General features: G+C 71.7%; 16 protein-coding genes. 8 read left to right on the top strand and 8 right to left on the bottom strand.

The genetic code is table 11. From position 1 onward, the window contains the following. Nucleotides 1-5: 5 nt before the first annotated feature. Complete coding sequence (locus tag OG276_RS03110) at nt 6-917, bottom strand: SDR family NAD(P)-dependent oxidoreductase (protein WP_266902457.1); 912 nt, start codon at nt 915-917, stop codon at nt 6-8. Between the two features lie 165 nt (nt 918-1,082). Between OG276_RS03110 and OG276_RS03115 the strand changes: the two genes are divergently transcribed. Beyond that, nucleotides 1,083-1,496, top strand: a complete 414-nt coding sequence (locus tag OG276_RS03115) for a MarR family winged helix-turn-helix transcriptional regulator (protein ID WP_266902459.1) — start codon at nt 1,083-1,085, stop codon at nt 1,494-1,496. 28 nt (nt 1,497-1,524) lie between these two features. Here the strand turns inward: OG276_RS03115 and OG276_RS03120 are convergent, their stop codons facing one another. Beyond that, nucleotides 1,525-1,986: a DUF3237 domain-containing protein gene (locus tag OG276_RS03120; protein ID WP_266902461.1), complete on the bottom strand. Its 462-nt coding sequence runs from the start codon at nt 1,984-1,986 to the stop codon at nt 1,525-1,527. A 304-nt stretch (nt 1,987-2,290) separates the two neighbouring features. Here OG276_RS03120 and OG276_RS03125 point away from each other — a divergent pair, with 304 nt between their 5' ends. Together OG276_RS03125 and OG276_RS03130 are read left to right on the top strand one after the other, a co-directional pair. Beyond that, the gene (locus OG276_RS03125; RefSeq protein ID WP_266902463.1) at nt 2,291-3,943 is read left to right on the top strand and encodes an ABC transporter substrate-binding protein; all 1,653 of its coding nucleotides are present in this window, start codon (nt 2,291-2,293) and stop codon (nt 3,941-3,943) included. Between the two features lie 29 nt (nt 3,944-3,972). Beyond that, complete coding sequence (locus tag OG276_RS03130; RefSeq protein ID WP_266902465.1) at nt 3,973-5,421, top strand: amidase; 1,449 nt, start codon at nt 3,973-3,975, stop codon at nt 5,419-5,421. A gap of 257 nt (nt 5,422-5,678) precedes the next feature. Here OG276_RS03130 and OG276_RS03135 read toward each other — a convergent pair whose 3' ends face one another. Genes OG276_RS03135 through OG276_RS03155 form a run of 5 tightly spaced genes read right to left on the bottom strand, consistent with a single transcriptional unit; the run spans nt 5,679 to nt 10,998 of the window. Then, on the bottom strand, nt 5,679-6,470 hold the full coding sequence (locus OG276_RS03135) for an ABC transporter ATP-binding protein (protein WP_266902466.1): 792 nt from the start codon (nt 6,468-6,470) through the stop codon (nt 5,679-5,681). Next, nucleotides 6,463-7,458: an ABC transporter ATP-binding protein gene (locus OG276_RS03140; protein ID WP_266902467.1), complete on the bottom strand. Its 996-nt coding sequence runs from the start codon at nt 7,456-7,458 to the stop codon at nt 6,463-6,465. The genes OG276_RS03135 and OG276_RS03140 overlap by 8 nt, the downstream gene beginning before the upstream one ends. Further along, complete coding sequence (locus tag OG276_RS03145) at nt 7,455-8,312, bottom strand: ABC transporter permease (RefSeq protein WP_266902469.1); 858 nt, start codon at nt 8,310-8,312, stop codon at nt 7,455-7,457. Before OG276_RS03145 ends, OG276_RS03140 begins: the two co-directional genes overlap by 4 nt. Next, nucleotides 8,309-9,259, bottom strand: coding sequence for an ABC transporter permease (locus tag OG276_RS03150; protein WP_266902471.1), 951 nt, complete (start codon nt 9,257-9,259; stop codon nt 8,309-8,311). The genes OG276_RS03145 and OG276_RS03150 overlap by 4 nt, the downstream gene beginning before the upstream one ends. Further along, nucleotides 9,256-10,998 (bottom strand): CocE/NonD family hydrolase, encoded by a 1,743-nt coding sequence (locus OG276_RS03155; protein WP_266902473.1) that lies wholly within the window; start codon nt 10,996-10,998, stop codon nt 9,256-9,258. Before OG276_RS03155 ends, OG276_RS03150 begins: the two co-directional genes overlap by 4 nt. Before the next feature lie 100 nt (nt 10,999-11,098). On the opposite strand from OG276_RS03155, the gene OG276_RS03160 reads away from it, so the two are divergent. The 4 genes from OG276_RS03160 to OG276_RS03175 all read left to right on the top strand — a co-directional run bounded on the left by OG276_RS03160 (nt 11,099) and on the right by OG276_RS03175 (nt 16,182). After that, entirely contained in the window at nt 11,099-11,665 is a 567-nt protein-coding gene (locus OG276_RS03160) for a TetR/AcrR family transcriptional regulator (protein WP_266902475.1), read from the top strand. Nucleotides 11,666-12,336: 671 nt separating this feature from the next. Then, a complete protein-coding gene (locus OG276_RS03165) occupies nt 12,337-13,698 on the top strand; it encodes a bifunctional o-acetylhomoserine/o-acetylserine sulfhydrylase (RefSeq protein WP_266902477.1) in 1,362 nt (453 codons plus the stop codon). Then, nucleotides 13,695-14,885 carry a homoserine O-acetyltransferase gene (locus OG276_RS03170; protein ID WP_266912495.1) on the top strand — a complete coding sequence of 397 codons (1,191 nt, stop codon included), beginning with the start codon at nt 13,695-13,697 and terminating at the stop codon, nt 14,883-14,885. Before OG276_RS03165 ends, OG276_RS03170 begins: the two co-directional genes overlap by 4 nt. Nucleotides 14,886-15,282: 397 nt before the next feature. Then, nucleotides 15,283-16,182, top strand: coding sequence for a GNAT family N-acetyltransferase (locus tag OG276_RS03175; protein ID WP_266902479.1), 900 nt, complete (start codon nt 15,283-15,285; stop codon nt 16,180-16,182). 155 nt (nt 16,183-16,337) lie between these two features. Here the strand turns inward: OG276_RS03175 and OG276_RS03180 are convergent, their stop codons facing one another. Next, nucleotides 16,338-16,946 carry a TetR/AcrR family transcriptional regulator gene (locus OG276_RS03180; protein WP_266902481.1) on the bottom strand — a complete coding sequence of 203 codons (609 nt, stop codon included), beginning with the start codon at nt 16,944-16,946 and terminating at the stop codon, nt 16,338-16,340. Nucleotides 16,947-17,063: 117 nt separating this feature from the next. Between OG276_RS03180 and OG276_RS03185 the strand changes: the two genes are divergently transcribed. Next, nucleotides 17,064-17,696 (top strand): FMN-dependent NADH-azoreductase, encoded by a 633-nt coding sequence (locus OG276_RS03185; protein ID WP_266902483.1) that lies wholly within the window; start codon nt 17,064-17,066, stop codon nt 17,694-17,696. The last annotated feature ends 499 nt before the right edge of the window (nt 17,697-18,195 follow it).

The following is an 18,195-nucleotide window of genomic DNA, read 5'->3' on the forward strand; positions in this document are numbered from 1 at the left end:
CCATCTCACGCCCCCGGGATCTGGGGCGCGGGAATGCCGTAGGTCTCGGGCTCGGCTCCGACGCCGCCCGGCCATTCGGCGGCGATGGCGTCGGCGCTCCAGCCGCCGCCGGCGAAGGCGACCGCCTTCTCCTGCGGGTGCGTCCAGAGGGCGAGCCGGTCGCCGCCGATGCCGATGGCCTGTCCGGTGACTCCGTCGGAGGCGTCCGAGGCGAGGAAGGCGATGAGCGCGGCGACGTCCTCTACGGTGCCGAGACCCTCGTCCTTGCGCAGCCAGTCGGGCAGCGGCTCGCCGGTGCGCTCGGACTCCTCGATCAGCGGGGCGAAGGCCGGTATGGACTTGGTCATCTCGGTGGCCGCGACGGGCACGACGGCGTTGACGGTGATGCCGGCGCGGCCCAGCTCCATGGCCCAGGTGCGGGCCATGGCGACGATGCCCGCCTTGGCGGCGGCGTAGTTGGTCTGCCCGAAGTTGCCGCGCTGTCCGGCGGGCGAGGAGATGAGGACGAGCCGGCCGCCGGTCCCCTGTTCGCGCATGCGGACGGCTGCCGCACGGGCGCAGGTGAAGGTGCCGCGCAGGTGGACGCGGACGACGTCGTCGAAATCTTCGTCGGTCATCTTCCACAGCACCCGGTCGCGCAGGATGCCGGCGTTGGTGACGAGCACGTCCAGCCGGCCGAACTCCTCGACCGCCGTGTCCACCAGCTGCTGCGCCGATCGGCTGTCGCCGACCGCCGCGACGACGCCGGTCGCCGTACCGCCCTCGGAGGTGATCGAGGCGACGGCGGCGTCGACGACCGCCCGGTCGACGTCGTTGACGACGACGGCGGCGCCTGCCGCGGCGAGGGCCCGGGCGTATGCCAGACCGAGACCTCGTCCGCTGCCGGTGACGACGGCGACCTTGCCGTGGAGATTCATGAGAGGGGCCTCTCGTAGGTACGGGAAGGGGGGAAGGGGATACACCGAGGTGCCGGCCCGAGCCGGGATCGACAGGAATCCTGATGAACGTCAGTCTGTGCAATCAACAGGATTCCTGTCAATGCCCTAGTCTGGGCGTCCTGTCACCACCACGGGAGGACGAACGTGAGCACCTCATTGCTCTACCTGCTCAAGAGGACGGAGCTGGCGGTCCGCGCCCGCCTGGAGGAGCTGGTCAGGCCCGCCGGGATCACGGCGTTGCAGTACACCGCCCTGACGGTGCTGGAGCGGCACGACGGCATCTCCGCCGCACAGCTCGCCCGCGACTCGTTCGTCACCGCACAGTCGATGGCCGACATGGTCCGGGCACTGGAGAGCCGCGAACTGATCCGGCGCGAGCCCAATCCCGCCAACCGCCGCGAACGCCTCATCCTGCTCGCCGACCCCGGGCGGCGACTGCTCGCCGAGTACGCCGAGCCGGCCCGCCTCCTGGAGGAGCGCATGGTGGCCGACCTGAGCGCCGAGGAGATCGGCGTGCTCCGCCAGGCCCTGGTCGGGGCCTGGCGGTCCCTGTCCTAGGGGGTCCCCGCCGATCGGGCCGGGCCCGCTACTTGAGCGCGTACATGCGAATGACCACGGCATTGTCGCCGTCCGGGCGGGCGAGCCCGACGAAGACCGTCTCCGCGAGCCAGCGGTGGGCGGGGGCATCCGTACGGAAGACCGGCGAGGTGCGGTAGTAGTGCCCGGCCTCGGAGACCTGGAGCTCCCCGTCGAACTGGTCCGGGGTGTCGGCCTTGGGGCTGTAGTAGCCGCGGTTGACGATGTCGATCACGGCGCCGTCCTCGGCCTGGAGCAGGTAGCGGGCCTCCAGCTCGCACACCGCCCCGCGCGTACTGCTCCAGTCGCCTCCCCCGGGAAGGACCTTGCCCCGCAGGCGGGGCCCGTCCACGCTGCCCCCGGTGATGGGGGTGAACTCGGCGACCTCCCCGTCGCCGTGGCCGATGTGCAGCGTGTCGGCCACCTCGGCCCGGATCTCGAACGCGAAGTCGAGGGCGGGAGTGAAGGACATGGCGGTTCTCCGATTCTGTGAGGGAGCACGACGGGCCCGCACGGTCGACGACCGAGGGTGCGGGGCCGCGCGACATCGCCGCCGGTCAGGCCGATCGCGGCGCCGGGCCGGGCCAGACGGGGCGAATGCCCGATCCGGGAGAGAGTCGCGCCTTGCTCTTGACGCCCTAGCTCACCAGATGCAAGCGTGACATGCAACAACGTTATATGACGTTCGTTTATGACGGCTCGCGGGCGGCCTCCCCCACACCCCCCGTGTCGAGCGTCCCCCTCCTTCTCACTCCCCTCGGCAAGGAGCATCAGCCATGGCTGCGAAAAGATCGGTGCTGATCGTGCTGACGAGCGCAGGACTGCTGGCTGCCACAGCATGTAGCGGCTCGACGACCGGAAACGGCGCAACCCCCACGGCCTCGGCCGCACGTCTCACCACCACCACGGCGCCCGGCAGCTCCGAGGTGGACCGGATCGCCTGGGCCCTGCCCTACGGCGAACCGACGACCCTCGACCCGGCCAAGATCGGCGACTACTCGCCCCAGACGGTCGAAGCCAACCTCTGCGACACCCTGACCCGGATGAACGCGGACTTCTCCCTGAGCCCCGGCCTCGCCCAGAAGGTCGCCTGGACCGACGACCACAACCTGGTCCTCGACCTTCGCCCGGACGTCACCTTCTGGGACGGCTCGCCCATGACCCCCGTGGACGTGATCCACAGCCTGGAGCGACAGCGGGACCCGAGGACACAGGCCCTCTACGGCAACTACCTGGCCGCCGTGACCTCGATCGAGGCCACCGGCCCCCACCAGGTGACACTGCGGACCGAGAAGTACGACCAGACCCTCCCCAAGGCCCTGTCCACGTCGTTCGGCGCGGTCGGCCAGAAGGCGTACACCGAGAAGGCCGGCGCCGCCTACGGCAGCCCCAAAGGCGGCCTGATGTGTACGGGGCCCTTCAAGCTGGGGTCCTGGAAGTCCGGCACCGGCATCACCCTGGAACGCAACGACGCGTACTGGGACACCGGGCTCAAGCCGAAGGTGAAGCAGATCGAGTTCCGGTTCATCACCAACAACAACACGCTGACCAGCGCCCTGCTGTCCGGCGAGATCGACGGCACGTACGAACTTCCGCCCAGCAGCGCCACCGCGCTCGCCAGGGCGGACAACGGCGAGGTGCACCTGGGCCCGTCGACCCAGAACGTCCTGCTGATCCCCGGCAACGCCGAGTCGCCCGCGGCCGACCGGAAGCTCCTGGACGCCCTGTCCCTGGTCATCGACCGCGACGCGCTGATCAGACACGTCTTCGGGGGCGACGCCACCACCCTGAAGTCCCTCGTCCCGCCCCTGACCTGGAGCGGTGACAAGGCCGCCGCCCAGTTCGACGCGGCCTACGCGGCGCTGCCCGAGGTCCCCCGGCCGGACGTGGAGAAGGCGAAGGCACTGGTCGCACGGGCCCGCCCGGCCGGGCGTCCGCTGGTGGCCGCCATTCCCGCCGGGGACCAGCGCTCGCTGCAGGCCCTGACCTTCATCCAGGCCGCGGCGAAGAAGATCGACGTGGACATCGAGATCAAGCAGCTCCAGCCCACCGAGATGTCCTCGCTCTTCTACGACCCCTCGGTCCGCAAGGGCCTCGACCTCATCCTCACCTTCGGCTACGTCACGATGCCCGACCCGGCGTCCTACGTGGCCGAGAGCGTCACCCCCCGCGGCATCTTCAACTGGACCGGCTACGACAACCCCGACGTGAACCGGCTGCTCGACCAGGCCCGCACCTCCTCCGACCCCGCTGCCTCGGCCGCGGCGTACGCGCAGGCCCAGGCCCTCTTCACCCCCACCACCCCGGCCGTGTTCCTGGCGACCACGCACGAGCGGATGTTCATGAACGAGCGCATCAGCGGTGCGCCGACCTCCTTCGCGTACATGGGCATGCCGTGGGCCGCCCACCTCGGCGGGACCGCCAAGTGACCGCCACCCCTTCGAATCAGGAGACGACGATGACCGACACCACCGGTGGCACCCCCCTGTGGGACCACTCGGCCGCCGAACTGGCCGCCGGCATCCGCGCGAAGACCTTCTCGGCGACCGAGGTCGCGCAGGCCTTCCTCGCACGCATCGAGGAGACCAACCCCGCGCTGAACGCCCTCGTGGACATCCGGCCCGAGGAAGCCCTCGCCCAGGCGGCGGCCGCCGACGCCGCGGTGGCCGCGGGCGGAGAACTGCCCCCGCTGCTCGGCGTCCCGGTGTCCACCAAGATCAACACCTCGCAGCGCGGGTACGCCAGCTCGCACGGGGTCGCCGCCTGGGCCGGCGCCGTCGCCCAGGACGACGCCGTCTGTATCGCCGGCCTGCGCGACGCGGGGGCGACCCTGCTGGGCCGCAGCAACAGCCCGGCCTTCGCCGTGCGCTGGTTCACCGGAAACGAACTGCACGGCACGACCCTCAACCCCTGGGACCCCACCCGCACGCCGGGCGGCTCCTCGGGAGGCGCCGCCGCGTCGGTCGCCGCCGGCATGACCCCCATCGCGCAGGGCAACGACATCGGCGGCTCCGTCCGCTTCCCCGCGTACTGCTGCGGCGCCGTCGGCCTGCGCCCCACCATGGGACTCGTCTCCGGTGTGGAGCCGCGCGGCGCGGAGGAGTTCGACAGCCCGCTGTCCTTCCAGACCATGGCCGTCCACGGGGCGCTCGGCTGGACCGTCGACGACGTCCGGCTCGGCCTGCACGCCATGGTGAGCCCGGATCTGAACGACCCCGTGGGCCTCCCGGTGCGGCCGCCGCTGGGCACCCCCGGCCGGGTCAAGGTCGCGGTCGTCCGTTCCGTCGGAGGCACCAAGCCGCACCCCTCCGTCGACGCGGCCATCGACGACGCGGCCCGGTGGCTGAGCGAGGCCGGCCACGAGGTGGAGGAGATCGAGCTTCCTCTTCTCGGCGAGGCCGCCCGGCTGTGGTCGCTCCTGATCTACCAGGAGCTGAAGACGATGATGTCCGAGATCGAGATGTTCGGCGACGAAGCCGTACGCGTCTCCCTCGCGTCCTGCTTCGCCGCGGCCGCGGAGATGTGGGGCGCGCAGCCCACCCTCGCCGAGTACATCCGCGGGTACGCCCGCCGCGGCACCCTCATCAGCCGCTTCCAGCAGTTCCTGGGCCAGGACCGGGTCGTGCTGACGCCGGTCTGCGCCGAGCCGCCCTTCGAGCAGGACGCCGACCTCGCCGGCGACGCCCGGGTGGGCGAACTGCTGGCCTCACAGTGGCCGATGCAGGCCGTACCCGTCCTCGGGTTCCCCGCCATCTCCGTGCCCACCGGCCTGCGCGACGGGCTGCCGTCGGGCGTACAGCTGATCGGCGGCCGCTTCCAGGAGGACCTGCTGCTGCACGTCGCCACGGCGATCGAGACCCGGGCCACCCGTACCCGGCCGACCCTCTCCTGGGCAACGACCGGCTGACCGACCCGTGTCCCCGGCACACCAACGGCGTGCCCCGGCGGTCTTCCCAGACCGCCGGGGCACGCCGTTTCCCGCTTCCTCCAGCGCGCCGCACGGCTCGCCGGGGGCCTGGAACCTCGCCGGGGAAGGCCTCACCGATACCGGGACCCGGGCGCACGAACCCGAGCGCACGAACCCGGGTGCACAACGACGAAGACGCCCGCCCCCTCACCGGGGCGGGCGTCTTCGTCGTTGTGCGCCGCGTGGCACGCGGGACGTCAGGGGGCGGCAGCCCTGTCCGCCATCCTCCGCGGCTTCCAGCCCGGCTTCGGGATGGAGTCGATGAGGCGCCGGGTGTACGGGGCCTGCGGAGCGCCGAGGACCCTCGCGACCGGGCCTTGTTCGACGACCCTTCCCGCCTGCATCACCAGGACGTCGTCGCTGATGTGCCGGACGGCGCCGAGGTCGTGCGTGATGAACAGCAGGGCGGTGCCGGTGTCCGCACGGATACGGGCGAGCAGGGCCAGTACCTGCGCCTGGATGGACACGTCCAGGGCGGCGATGGCCTCGTCGAGGATCAGTACCCGTGGTTCGGCGGCCAGGGAGCGGGCGATGGCGACGCGCTGGCGCTGTCCGCCGGAGAGGGCCTTCGGCAGCGAGCGTGCCTGCCGCTCGTCCAGGCCCACCATGTCGAGCAGTTCGGTCACCCGGGCGCGCAGCCGGTCGGCGGGCAGCTGCCGGTGCAGCGCGACCGCCTCGGCGACGGCGTCCCCGACCCGCTGACGCCGGTCCAGGGAGGAGTAGGGGTCCTGGAACACCATCTGGATCTGCCGGCCACGGACGTGGCGCTCGCGAGAACGCGCCCGCCCGGCCCGGCGCTCGTCCCCGTCGACGACGACGTGTCCGCCGCTCGGCGCTTCGAGCCCGGCGATCATGCGGGCGGTGGTCGTCTTGCCCGATCCCGACTCGCCGACGATCGCCAGGGAACCGTGCTCCGGGAGCGAGAACGTCACGTCGTCCACGGCGACGAAGTCACCGAACTCCTTGCGGAGGTTGCGTACCTCAAGCACGGCTACCGGCCTCCTCGGTCGAGGGTGTGTGCGGGAAGTGGCAGGCCGCCGTGGCGTCGGCGGTGGTGCTCGGGTGCGGTCGGTCGCTGCGGCACAGGTCCCGTACGCGCGGACATCGTTCCCCGAAGGCGCATCCGTCGGGCGCTTCGAAGCCGGACAGGGGTCTGCCCGGGATCGAGCGGAGTTCCGCGGTGGTGTCGGAGACCGAGGGACGGGAGGCCAGCAGGGCGCGCGTGTAGGGGTGGGCGGCGCCGGAGCGCAGGCGGCCGGCGGGGAGTTCCTCCACGGTCGAGCCCGCGTACATGACCACGACCCGGTCGCACACGGCTGCCGCGAGTTCCAGGTCGTGGGTGATGAACAGCATGGCCAGCCCGCGGGCTTCGCGGGCCTCGCCGATGATGGCCATGACCTCTTCCTGCGTGGTCACGTCGAGGGCGGTCGTCGGCTCGTCCGCGAGGAGCAGGCGTGGTTCGGCGGCCAGCGCGGCCCCGATCATCACCCGCTGGAGCAGACCGCCCGACAGCTCGTGGGGCCGTTGGCGCATGCGCCGGTCGGCATCGGCGATGCCGACTTCCCGCAGGATTCCGGTGACCTTCCGGACCGCCTCGGCGGCCGGCACGCGGCGTGTGGTGGTGAGTCCTTCGATCAGGAAGTCGCCGACGCTGCGGGCGGGGTTGATGTGGGCGCGGGGGTCCTGGAACACCATGGCGACCTCGCCGGCGCGGAAGGCGCGCAGGCGCTCGGGGCTCATCCGCGGGACGGACTCCCCCGCGAACAGCACGTCTCCGTGGATCCGGGCGGTCCGGGGCAGCAGCCCCATGACGGCGCGGGCGGTCAGGGACTTGCCGGATCCGGACTCGCCGACCAGGGCGACGGCCGTTCCCTCGTGGATGGCGACATCGGCGCGGTGGACGACGGTGCGGGCGGCCCCGTCGACGGGCAGGTCGATGCCGAGCGCGTCGATCCTCAGCAGCGGTGTGGAAGTCATGCGTTCTCTCCGAGCAGACGTCGGGACAGGCCCGTCCCCAGCAGGTTGAACGCGATGACGACGACCAGGATGGCGAGGCCCGCGTACAGCGACTGCTCTGGTTGTCCCGCGAGGATGGAGGGGGCCCCGTTGGAGACCATGAGTCCCCACTCCGGGTCCGGGGGCTGGCTGCCGAGTCCGAGGAAGGAGATCGCCGCCACGTCGAGCAGGGCGTAGCCGAATCCGATGGTGGCCTGGACCAGGACGAGCGGGAGCAGGTTCGGCAGGAGGTGCCGCAGCCAGATGCGGGCGGTGGGCGCGCCGAGGAGCTGGAGCGCCGAGACGTAGGGCAGGTGGCGCTCCTTGATCGCGGCGGACCGTACGACACGGGTGATCAGGGGCAGGTAGGCGATCGACAGGGCGACGATCGGTGCGACGAGTCCGGCGCCGAAGACCGCGGCGACGAGGACGGCCATGATCAGCCCCGGGAAGCCGAAGACGATGTCCAGGGCTCCGGAGACGAACCGGTCGAGCCGGCCTCCGCACCACGCCGCCGCCAGCGCGAGGAGGGTGCCGAGCGTGGTGGACACGGCGATCACGACGGCGGGGGCGCAGAGGCTGGCGCGGGTTCCGGCGATCAGCCGGGACAGCAGGTCGCGTCCGGTGTCGTCGGTGCCCAGGAGGTGGGCGGCGGAGGGTCCGGCGTTGACGTTCAGCGGGTCGACGGCATTGGGGTCGTGCGGGGCGAGCAGGGGGCCGAGCACGGCCAGCAGGACGAACAGGGCGACGACGCAGGCCGCCGCGAGCGTCAGGTGGTCGCGCGGGGGGCCGGTGCGCCGTGCGGGCACCGTACGGGTGGACAGGGCGGTGGTCATCGGACCCCCTTCTGCGCGGTTCGGGGGTCGAGCGCGGCGCTGACCAGGTCGACGGTGGTGTTGAGGACGACGAAGACCACCACGAAGACCAGCGACACGGCCTGTACGACGGCCATGTCCTGCTTGGACGCGGCCTCGATCATGAGGGCTCCGAGCCCTCCGGTGCCGAACGCCTGCTCGGCGACGGCCGCGGTGGCGATGAGCCCGGCGACGCCGACGCCGGAGACGGCGAAGACGGGGCCCGAGGCGTTGTGCAGCACGTGCCGCCTGATCACCGTGCGCTCGGGGACGCCGCGGCTGCGGGCGGTCTCGACGTGCTCGGAGCGCATCTCCGCGCGGACGGCGGTACGGGTCACCTGGGCGACGTAGCCGATCCAGGTCAGCGCCAGGGCGACGGCCGGGAGCGTCAGGTGCGTGAGGGTGCCGCCGAAGCCCTCGCCGGAACCGTAGACGGGAAACCACGGCAGCTGCACGGCGAAGAGCCAGATGAGCAGCACCGCCATGATGAAGGTCGGTACCGCCATCGCACCCGCCGTCAGGGTCGTGGCCAGGGTTTCCGTACGTCCGCCGCGCAGGGCGGCGACGGTGCCGATGACGGTGCCGCCGACGAGGACGAGGACGGAGGCGTAGGAGACGAGCGCGAGGGTGTCTCCGGCGCGGGCGCCGATGAGTCCGGCGACGGAGTCGCGGTAGACGAGGGACTTCCCGAAGTCCCCCTGCAGGCAGTTGCTCAGCCAGTGCCAGTAGCCCTGGATGAAGGGGTCGTCCAGGTGGTACTCGCGGTGGATCTGGGCCAGCACCGCGGGGTCGGGGTTCCGGCTGCCGCCGACGAGCAGCGTGGCCGGATCGCCGGGAGTGAGGAACATCGCGCCGTAGATGGCCAGGCTGGAGACGAGCACGGTCACGACGAGCATGCCCAGCCGGGTGGTGGCGAATCGCAGGCTCATCTCGGACCGCCCCCTTCACGGCGGAGCCGCTCCGCGGCCGGGTGGTGCACGGCCGGGTGGTGCACGGCCGAGCCGTCGGGCAGGACGGTCAGGCACAGCCGGGAAGGGTGGGCGGAGCCGGTCCGCAGCGTCTGCAGGCTCGCCTTGGGCGAGGTCGTCAGCCAAGGGCTCTCCAGCGAACCGGAGTTGGGCAGGTGGTTCGGGAAGTCGCTGCCTGCGATCATCAGCGCGAGACGGTGCCCCGGGCGCACCCGGTAGCCGGTGTGCCCGAGGGTGATGTCCAGCTCGCCCGCCCTGTCGGCCTGGGCGCAGCCGCGCACGATCAGGCGCGCCGTGCCGTCCGGGGCCAGGTCGAGGAGACGGACGAACACGTCGAAGGTGGGCGCCGTGCTGTCCACGTGCAGCACCGCGCGTACGGGGCCGGCAAGGTCCAGCGGCCGGTCTGAGGCGGGGCCGGTGAACACGAGGACGTCGTCCCGGTCGAGGGTGCGGCGCTCGTCGGCGTGGTCGCGCAACTGCAGGAAGGTGTCGGCCGCGGCGGACGGCACGAGATCGTCGGGGTCGTACCGCCACCGGGCCGATTGCGGCGGGCCGGCCTGGCCCGGGGCCAGTCTGCCCCCGGGGACCGTTCCGGCCGCCTCGGCCGGATCCGTCAAGTACAGCTCGGCGGACGTGGCTTCGGGCAGCGGCCAGGTCTCCGCGGTGCGCCAGCCCTCGTGGCCGAGCTTCCAGCGCACCCGGGGCAGGGAGTCGGGCCGTGCGGCGCCCTTCAGGAAGATGTCGAAGAACTCGATCGCGGTCCCGGCGTAGGAATCGAGCATGCGCTCAAGGGCGGCATCGCCTTCCCCGTGGTCGGTCTCGGGCGTAGCCGGGGCGTCCTCCAGGAAGTAGTTCTCGTGGTCGATCGTGTCGGCGACCAGGTACTGGACGGCCGCCCACCCGGGGCGCTCGGCCAGCTCCGTGTAGTCGCGCATGTGCGCGATGCCGAGGTTGTCGAACCAGCCCACGCAGTGCAGCACGGGCACGGGGCGGGCGTCGTAGGGGTGCGGACCGTTGTACGGGGCGAGGGGGATGCCGCCGACGATGAGGTCGAAGCCGGCCGAACGCTTCCCGATGGCGGTGAACGCCTCCTCGTAGGCGGCGACGATCGGGCGCCGGGTGAGATCGACGTCGAACTCGTAGGTGTCGTTGTCCGTCCACACCTGCGCCTGATAGGTGGCCCCCTCCAGCCACAGGGGCTGCCGGCCCGAGCCGGAGTCGTAGGCGGCGACGCCGGGGGCGTTCGCGGTGCAGGTCACCCGGGGGACGATGGCGCGCAGCGCGGGATGCTGGCTGGAGACCGCCGACCACTGGGTGAATCCGTAGTACGAGTCGCCGAACATGCCCACGACCCCGTCGGACCAGGGCTGGTGGGTGATCCAGTCGAGGGTGTCGTAGCCGTCGTCGACCTCTCCGGTCCAGCCCAGGGTCCGGCCCTGGGAGCGGAACTTGCCCCGGACGTCCTGGACCACCACGACGTACCCGCGCGCCGTGAACCGCTCCGCGATCCGGTCGAAGAAGACGTACCGGCTGTTCTTGTCGTAGGGCAGGCGGGCCAGGACGGTCGGCGCCGGCGCCGACCCCCCGGCGGCGGCGTACACGTCGGTGGCCAGCCGCACGCCGTCGCGCATCCGGACCATGTGCTGCCGTGCGGACGGAGGGACGGGTTCCGACGTGACCTGTCGGACGGCAAGGTTCATGAAGCCCTCCATGGAAGCAAACCTTTAGAAAACAACGTGATATAACAGCGTTGCATTTAGATGAGTTCAGCGTCAACCCCCTCTGAGCTAGGTTGCTTCCATGCCGATCGACGTCGACGAAGTCCAGCGCCGCAAGGCAATCGCCCACGCGACCCTCGCGGTCGCCGCCCGGGACGGTGCGCGCGCCGTCACCATCCGCGCCGTGGCCAAGGAGCTCGGCGGGTCCACGGCCATGGTCACCAACTACGTGCCCACCCGCACCGAGCTGATCACCAACGCCGTGCGCGCCGCGGAATCCCGCTGGCGCGCCGACCTGGAGGCCCACCTGGGCGAACTGGCCGGCCCGGACCGGCTGCGCGCCACGGTGGAATGGCACCTCAGCACGGAGCCGGAAGACCTGCTGCTCCGTTCGCTCTGGATCGAGATGCTCTCGTCGGCACACTCCGACCCGGGCGGCGTAGACCACCACGAGCCGCGCGAATCGCGCCAGGAGTTCCTGGAGGCGTCCATCGCCGCGGGAGTACCCGACGCCGGCCTCGCGGCCGACCTCCTCTCACTGCTGACCCGCGGCTACTACGTCTCATCAGTGGAAGAGCCGTCCCACTGGACACCGGAGCGCGCGAGCCGCGTCGCCAGGGCCGTCGTGGACGCTCTGATCGAGGCCTGAGCGAGGCTTGATCAAGGCCTGAGCGAGGCCTGACCGAGGCCGGAACCGCCGAGGGGGCACCTGAACCGCCGAGGGTGGTGCCTGAGCTGCCGAGGTCGGGCCTCGGTGTCCGCCATATCGGCCGACACTCAACGGAGTTGGGCAGCCCCGGGACTGCCCGAGCGAGTGGCCGGCGGACCCGTGGTCCCCGCCCGGGGTGCGCCGGCACATCTGACCGGATTGACCGGAAGACCTGGTGCGCCCCGCCCCGCCTGTGGTTCCCTGGGCCCATGACCGTACTCGTGACCCGTCGCCACGTCGACTACGCGCGCGTCACGACCACGGGTTGTCCCGTCACCGGCTGACGCGGCGCCGCGCGGCACAGCCCGCGCTTCCCCTCCCGCACCACGCACCTCGCACCGCTCGCTCCCGCGTACCCGTCGTACGCCGTCCCGTCCTGCCTGGACGCAACGGCCGCCGGGCGGGAGCCGTCGGGCGGGAGCCGTCCGGTGCCGGGGCCTTCGCTCCACGGTGAGCCCCGACGCGCTGCCGCCCACACCGGCTCCCCCGCGCCCGTACCCGTACCGGCCCGCAGGGTGCCGCGCCTCCCTTCCGCGTACCAACGGCCGCCTGCCACCGCTGCCACCGCACCGTTCCGCACCTCCGAGTCACCCGCACCTCCGAGGAGACCCATGAGCCAGCCCATCGACGCCGTCACCGCAGGGCACACCCCCGAGAGCGAGCCCGCCGGATCCGCGACGCCCGCCTGGTCCTTCGAGACCAAGCAGCTCCACGCCGGCTCCGCTCCCGATCCGGCCACCGGCGCCCGCGCGGTCCCGATCTACCAGACCACCTCGTTCGTCTTCCGCGACACCCAGCACGCCTCCGACCTCTTCTCCCTGGCCGAACCCGGGAACATCTACACCCGCATCCACAACCCCACCCAGGACGCCCTGGAGCAGCGCGTCGCCGCCCTCGAAGGCGGCGTCGCCGCCGTCGCCCTCGCCTCCGGGCAGGCCGCGGAGACCCTCGCGATCCTGAACCTGGCGTCGGCCGGCGACCACATCGTCTCCAGCGCCTCCCTCTACGGCGGTACGTACAACCTGTTCCGGCACACCCTGCCGAAGTTCGGCATCGAGGTGTCGTTCGTCGAGGACCCCGACGACCTCGACGCCTGGCGGGCCGCCGTACGGCCGCAGACCAAGGCCCTGTTCGCGGAGACCCTCGGCAACCCGCGCGGCAACGTCCTCGACGTCCGGGCCGTGGCCGACGTCGCGCACGCGGCGGGCCTGCCGCTCATCGTCGACAACACCGTGCCCACGCCGTACCTGCTGCGCCCCATCGAGCACGGAGCCGACGTCGTCGTCCACTCGGCCACCAAGTTCCTCGGCGGACACGGCACCACCCTCGGCGGGGTGGTCGTCGACGCGGGCACCTTCGACTTCGGCGCGCACCCCGAGCGCTTTCCCGGGTTCACCGAACCCGACCCCAGCTACCACGGCCTGCGCTACTGGTCCGCCCTGGGACCGGGCGCGTTCGCGGTCAAGCTGCGCGTGCAGCTGCTGCGCGATCTCGGTCCCGCCATCGCGCCGCACTCCGCGTTCCTGCTCCTGCAGGGCGTGGAGACGCTGAGCCTGCGCCTGGAGCGGCACTCGTCGAACGCCCAGGAGTTGGCCCAGTGGCTCGAACAGCGCGACGAGGTCTCGGCGGTGCACTACCCCGGCCTGCCGTCGAACCGCTGGTACGAGGCGGCGCGCCGCTACCTGCCGCGCGGCGCCGGGGCCGTGCTCTCGTTCGAGTTGCGGGGTGGCGTCGAGGCGGGCCGCCGTTTCGTGGACGGACTGGAGCTGTTCAGCCACCTCGCGAACATCGGCGACGTACGCAGCCTCGTCATCCACCCCGCCTCCACCACCCACAGCCAGCTCGACGAGGCGCAGCTGGCCGCCACCGGCACCACCCCGGGGCTGGTGCGCCTGTCCGTCGGCATCGAGAACCTCGCCGACCTGAAGGACGATCTGGAGGCCGGCTTCCGCGCCTCGAAGGAAGCGTCCTGAACCCCGCCACAGCGGCCCCGGACACCGCGGCCCTCCCTCCGGCCACCGGCGCGTGGCGGGAGGGGGACCCGCCGGGCCGCCGCAAGTGGCACCGGCGCACGCAACCGCTGGCGCTGGAGGCGGGCGGTGTGCTGCCGGAGGTGCGGCTGGCGTTCGAGACCTGGGGGCGGCTCGCACCCGACCGTTCGAACGCGGTCCTCGTCCTGCACGCGCTGACCGGCGACAGCCACGTCGCGGGCGCCGCCGGGCCCGGTCACCCGACCTCCGGCTGGTGGGACGCGCTGGTCGGCCCGGGCCGGGCGCTCGACACCGACCGGTGGTTCGTGGTGGCGCCGAACGTCCTGGGCGGCTGCCAGGGAAGCACGGGGCCCGCCTCCCCGGGCCCCGGCGGGCGCCCCTGGGGCGGTTCCTTCCCGCGCCTCACCCAACGCGACCAGGTCCGTGCCGAGGCCGGGCTCGCGGACGCACTCGGCGTCGACCGCTGGGCCCTGGTGATCGGGGGATCCATGGGCGGGATGCGGGCGTTGGAGTGGGCCGTCGGTGAACCCCGGCGCGTGGCGGCGCTGTTGCTGCTCGCCTGCCCCGCGGCGGCGAGCGCGGACCAGATCGCGTGGGCCACCACCCAGATCCACGCCATCCGCGCCGACCCCCATTGGCGGGGCGGCGATTACCACGATGCCGGGCCCGGGCGGGGGCCGCACGCGGGGCTGGGCATCGCCCGCCGCATCGCGCACATCACCTACCGGTCGGCCGGGGAACTGCAGACCCGCTTCGGCCACGAGGCCCAGGAGGGAGAGCAGCCCCGGCTCGGCGGCCGCTACCGCGTCGAGTCCTATCTCGACCACCAGGCCCGCAAACTCCCCCGGCGCTTCGACGCGGCCAGCTACGTCGCTCTGGCCGAGGCCATGAACACCCACGACATCGGGCGGGGCCGGGGCGGCCCGCGCGCGGCCCTCGGCCGGGTACGGGCCCGCACGGTGGTGGCCGGCGTGGACTCCGACCGCCTCTACCCCCTGGCACAGCAGGAGGAACTGGCGCACGGGATCCCGACCGCGGACGGAGTCCGGGTCATCAGCTCCCCGTACGGGCACGACGGGTTCCTGCTGGAGACGGACCAGGTCGGCGCACTGGTACGGGAGCTCCTCGACGGCGCCCCGGATCCGCGCGCCGGTGTCACGAACTACTGAGGTTTCCGGGTTGTCGTCGGGTGGTGACGGGTCATGATCCCTGCGGTATGACGGTGTGCGGTTCGTGGTGGGTGAGAAGACCGTGGTGATCGCGAAGGATCTGCGGGTGAGTGTCCGATCGGTGGAACCGGCGCCGTGCCTGGCGCGAGGGCGGAATGGAGGCCCTTCGCTCGAGTGGGCCGGCGAACTGCCCGACCGCTGTCGGTGGCGACGGCAGAAATCCGTGGACGGACCCGCGGAAGATCACGTACCGTGTGGCTCCACGCCCTGAGATGAACGGAAGGAGGCGAGTGCCGTGTGGTTCACACCTTTCCAGCGCTCCCTCTTCCAGCATCCCGGCGTGGTTTCTCAGTTCTGACCGGGGGCGCTCCAAGCAGCCTGTATCCCGGAGGAATCCATGACCGATCTGGTCATCCGTACGCTCTCCGCGAGCGACGCACATCTCTTTGACGCACTTCCCGACCCCCTGGGCGCCCGTGAGGGTCATCGGCGTACTCGGTTCCGCCCCCACTGGAAGCGCGTCGCCCTGCGCGATGGCGAAGTCGTTGCACGCGGCGCTTGGTGGGGCGGCCCCGACGACTCGGAGCCCGTCAACATCAACTGGTTCGACGTGGCCGAGGGGGAGGAGGAGGCCGGAGCCGAACTCCTGCGCTCCGCTCCCTGGCAGGTCGAACTCGAGATCAACCTGCCCAGCGGCTGGCGGGACGACCCCGAACTGCGGGCCGGCGCCGAGACGCGCTTCGCCGCCGCACGAGCCGCTGGGTACGAACTCCTGGTGGAACGCTTCCTGTACCGCTGGACCCCGGAGCAAGGTCTGCCCGAGCGGCCCGGACGCCTGCGCTTCAGCGCCGAACCCGACGACGCCGTGTTCTTCGACGCGTTTCGCCGCATCCATTCCGTCACCCTGGACGCCCACGCGCTCAGGGCCATCGAGGAGGGCGGTCTCGACCAGGCCGCCCAGGAGGAACTCGACTTCCTCCACTGGTGCCCCTCCCCACGGGAGTGGTGGCAGATCGCGCACACGCCCGAGGGCGACCTGGCCGGCATCCACATACCGGCCCACAACCCCTCCGGCCCGACCATCGGCTTCATCGGAGTCCTGCCGGAGCAGCGCGGTCACGGCTACGCCTACGACCTCCTCGCGGAGTGCACCCACCTCCTCGTCGAGCACGGCGCGGAGGTCGTCACCGGATCGACCGACCAGGGCAACTTCCCCATGGCCGCCAACTTCACCAAGGCCGGCTTCCCCGTCATCAAGGAACGCATCAACTTCCACGCAGCGGGCCGGGAGGCCTAGCGAGGAGTAGCACCCGGTGCGAGCGGTCCGGTCCGAGGGCAGGTCCGGACCGCTTGCCGTCATACCGAAGGGACCATGAACCGTCACTGCCCGACGCCGAACAGAAAACCTCAGTAACGGGCCGGTCCGCACCTCGCACCCCCCGGAGACCGCGCTCAACTCCGGCAGACGCGTTCCACCAGGTCCTGCCAGGCCTGGGCCATGCGCTCGACGTGATCGGTGGGCTCTTCCTCCGTGGAAGCCGTCAGGTAGAGCAGGAAGGGGCCTTCGAGGGCGGCGGTGAGCTGTACGGCCAGCATGTCGAGGTCCGCGCCGTGGAGTTCCGCCTGCCCGAGCAGCATGCGGATGTGGACCCGGGAGATCGTGCCCTCGCCGGCCGGTACCGGCCGGGATCCGTCCAGGGCGGCGCGGGCGACGGCGTAGTGCCTCAGCTGGAAGTCGATCCGGGTCCGGCCGTAAGCGACCAGCCGCTCCACGGGGCCCGCTCCCGGTCCCAGCGGCGGCGGACCGGACAGCACCTGTTCCTGGAGGGCGCGTTCGTCGTCGTCCAGCAAGGCCTGGAAGATCCCCGCCCGGCTGCCGAACCTCCGGAAGACCGTTCCCTTGCCCAGGCCGGAACGCTCGGCCAGGCCGTCCATCGTCAGCTTCTCCACGCCGTGTTCGGCGATCAGCTCCCGGGCGGTGGACAGCAGCAGAAGGCGGTTGCGCACGGCGTCGGCGCGCTCGGCGCGGGGCGCTCCCACGGGCAGGACGAATCGATTCACAGCATCCACGCTACAACGGGAACGGTAAACGGGGTAAAGTCCGTTTATGCTGGCGTGCGGATGCACCGCCACGATGCCGCCGGGATGAACATCCCGCTGACCTGCGGAGATACAGTCATGAGCTTGCTGCGCCTGGATTTCAGCCTCTTCCCCGACGCCTCGGCCAGTGCCGAGATCGCCGACCTGGTGGAGGCCGAGTGGACCGCCGCCCACCCCGGTGAGCCCGTCGTACGCCGACGCCCGGGTACCGACCCGCTTCCCGCCGACGCCTGGGCCCTGGCCACCGTCGCCGCCTCCACCCCCGAACCCGACCGCACCGCGGCCCAGCGCGAAGCCCTCGCCCTGGCCGCCGGCCTGGCCGGGGAGTTGACCGACGCCGACGCGGTCGTACTGGCCGTACCGCTCTACAACTACGGGGTTTCCCAGCACTTCAAGACCTGGGTCGACCTGGTCATCACCGGAGCCGGCGGCCCCAACCCGATCCTGGAAGGAAAGCCCGCCGTACTGGTCACCGTACGCGGCGGCGGCTACGGCCCCGGCGCCCCGCGGCACGGCTGGGACCACTCCACCGCCTACCTCACCCGCATCCTGGCCGACGTCTTCCAGGCCGACCTGACCGTCATCGAACGCGAGCTCACCCTCGCCGCCACCACCCCGGGCATGGAATCCCTCCGCGACCAGGCCTCCCAACTCCACAAGGAAGCCCTGCAGGCGGCCCGCAAAACCACCCTCACCCCGACCGCCGGCTAACCACCCCACCCCGCCGGGACGCCGCGAACCCCTGCCCAGCGGATCGGATTCCGCTGGGCAGGGGTTCGCGTTGGGAGGGCTCAGCCCCCTGAACACAAAGGTGAAGCGCCCTAAAGCCAGCCGTTCAGGCGGGCCGTCGGCACAAGGTTCCCCACGGTGAGTAGCCTCCTTCGGCGATCAGTCGCACGGGCCGCACAGATACTCGCGCGGCAAGGTGGAGCGGGGATTGGCCACCCCCGGCACGGGGGCCCACCGGCCGCGGCGGGTCCGGTGCGACGGCGGACCGTACGGCGACTGCCAGGCGGGCCGGTCACTTCGGCCCGAGACACCCGGGTCGAGGAGCTTGTGGTGCGCGTTGACTCGGAAGGTGCCGCGTTCCCAGAAGCGCCCGGAGGGGCACCTGTGGCAACGGCGGAGAACGATCGGCAGGCAGGTGGGAACGACCACCCAGGTTCTGGACATGGAGATACACCGGTTCCAGTGAGAAGACCGCAGCGAA

Origin of the sequence: Streptomyces sp. NBC_00086, assembly GCF_026343255.1 — a bacterium.
Taxonomy (GTDB): Bacteria; Actinomycetota; Actinomycetes; order Streptomycetales; family Streptomycetaceae; genus Streptomyces.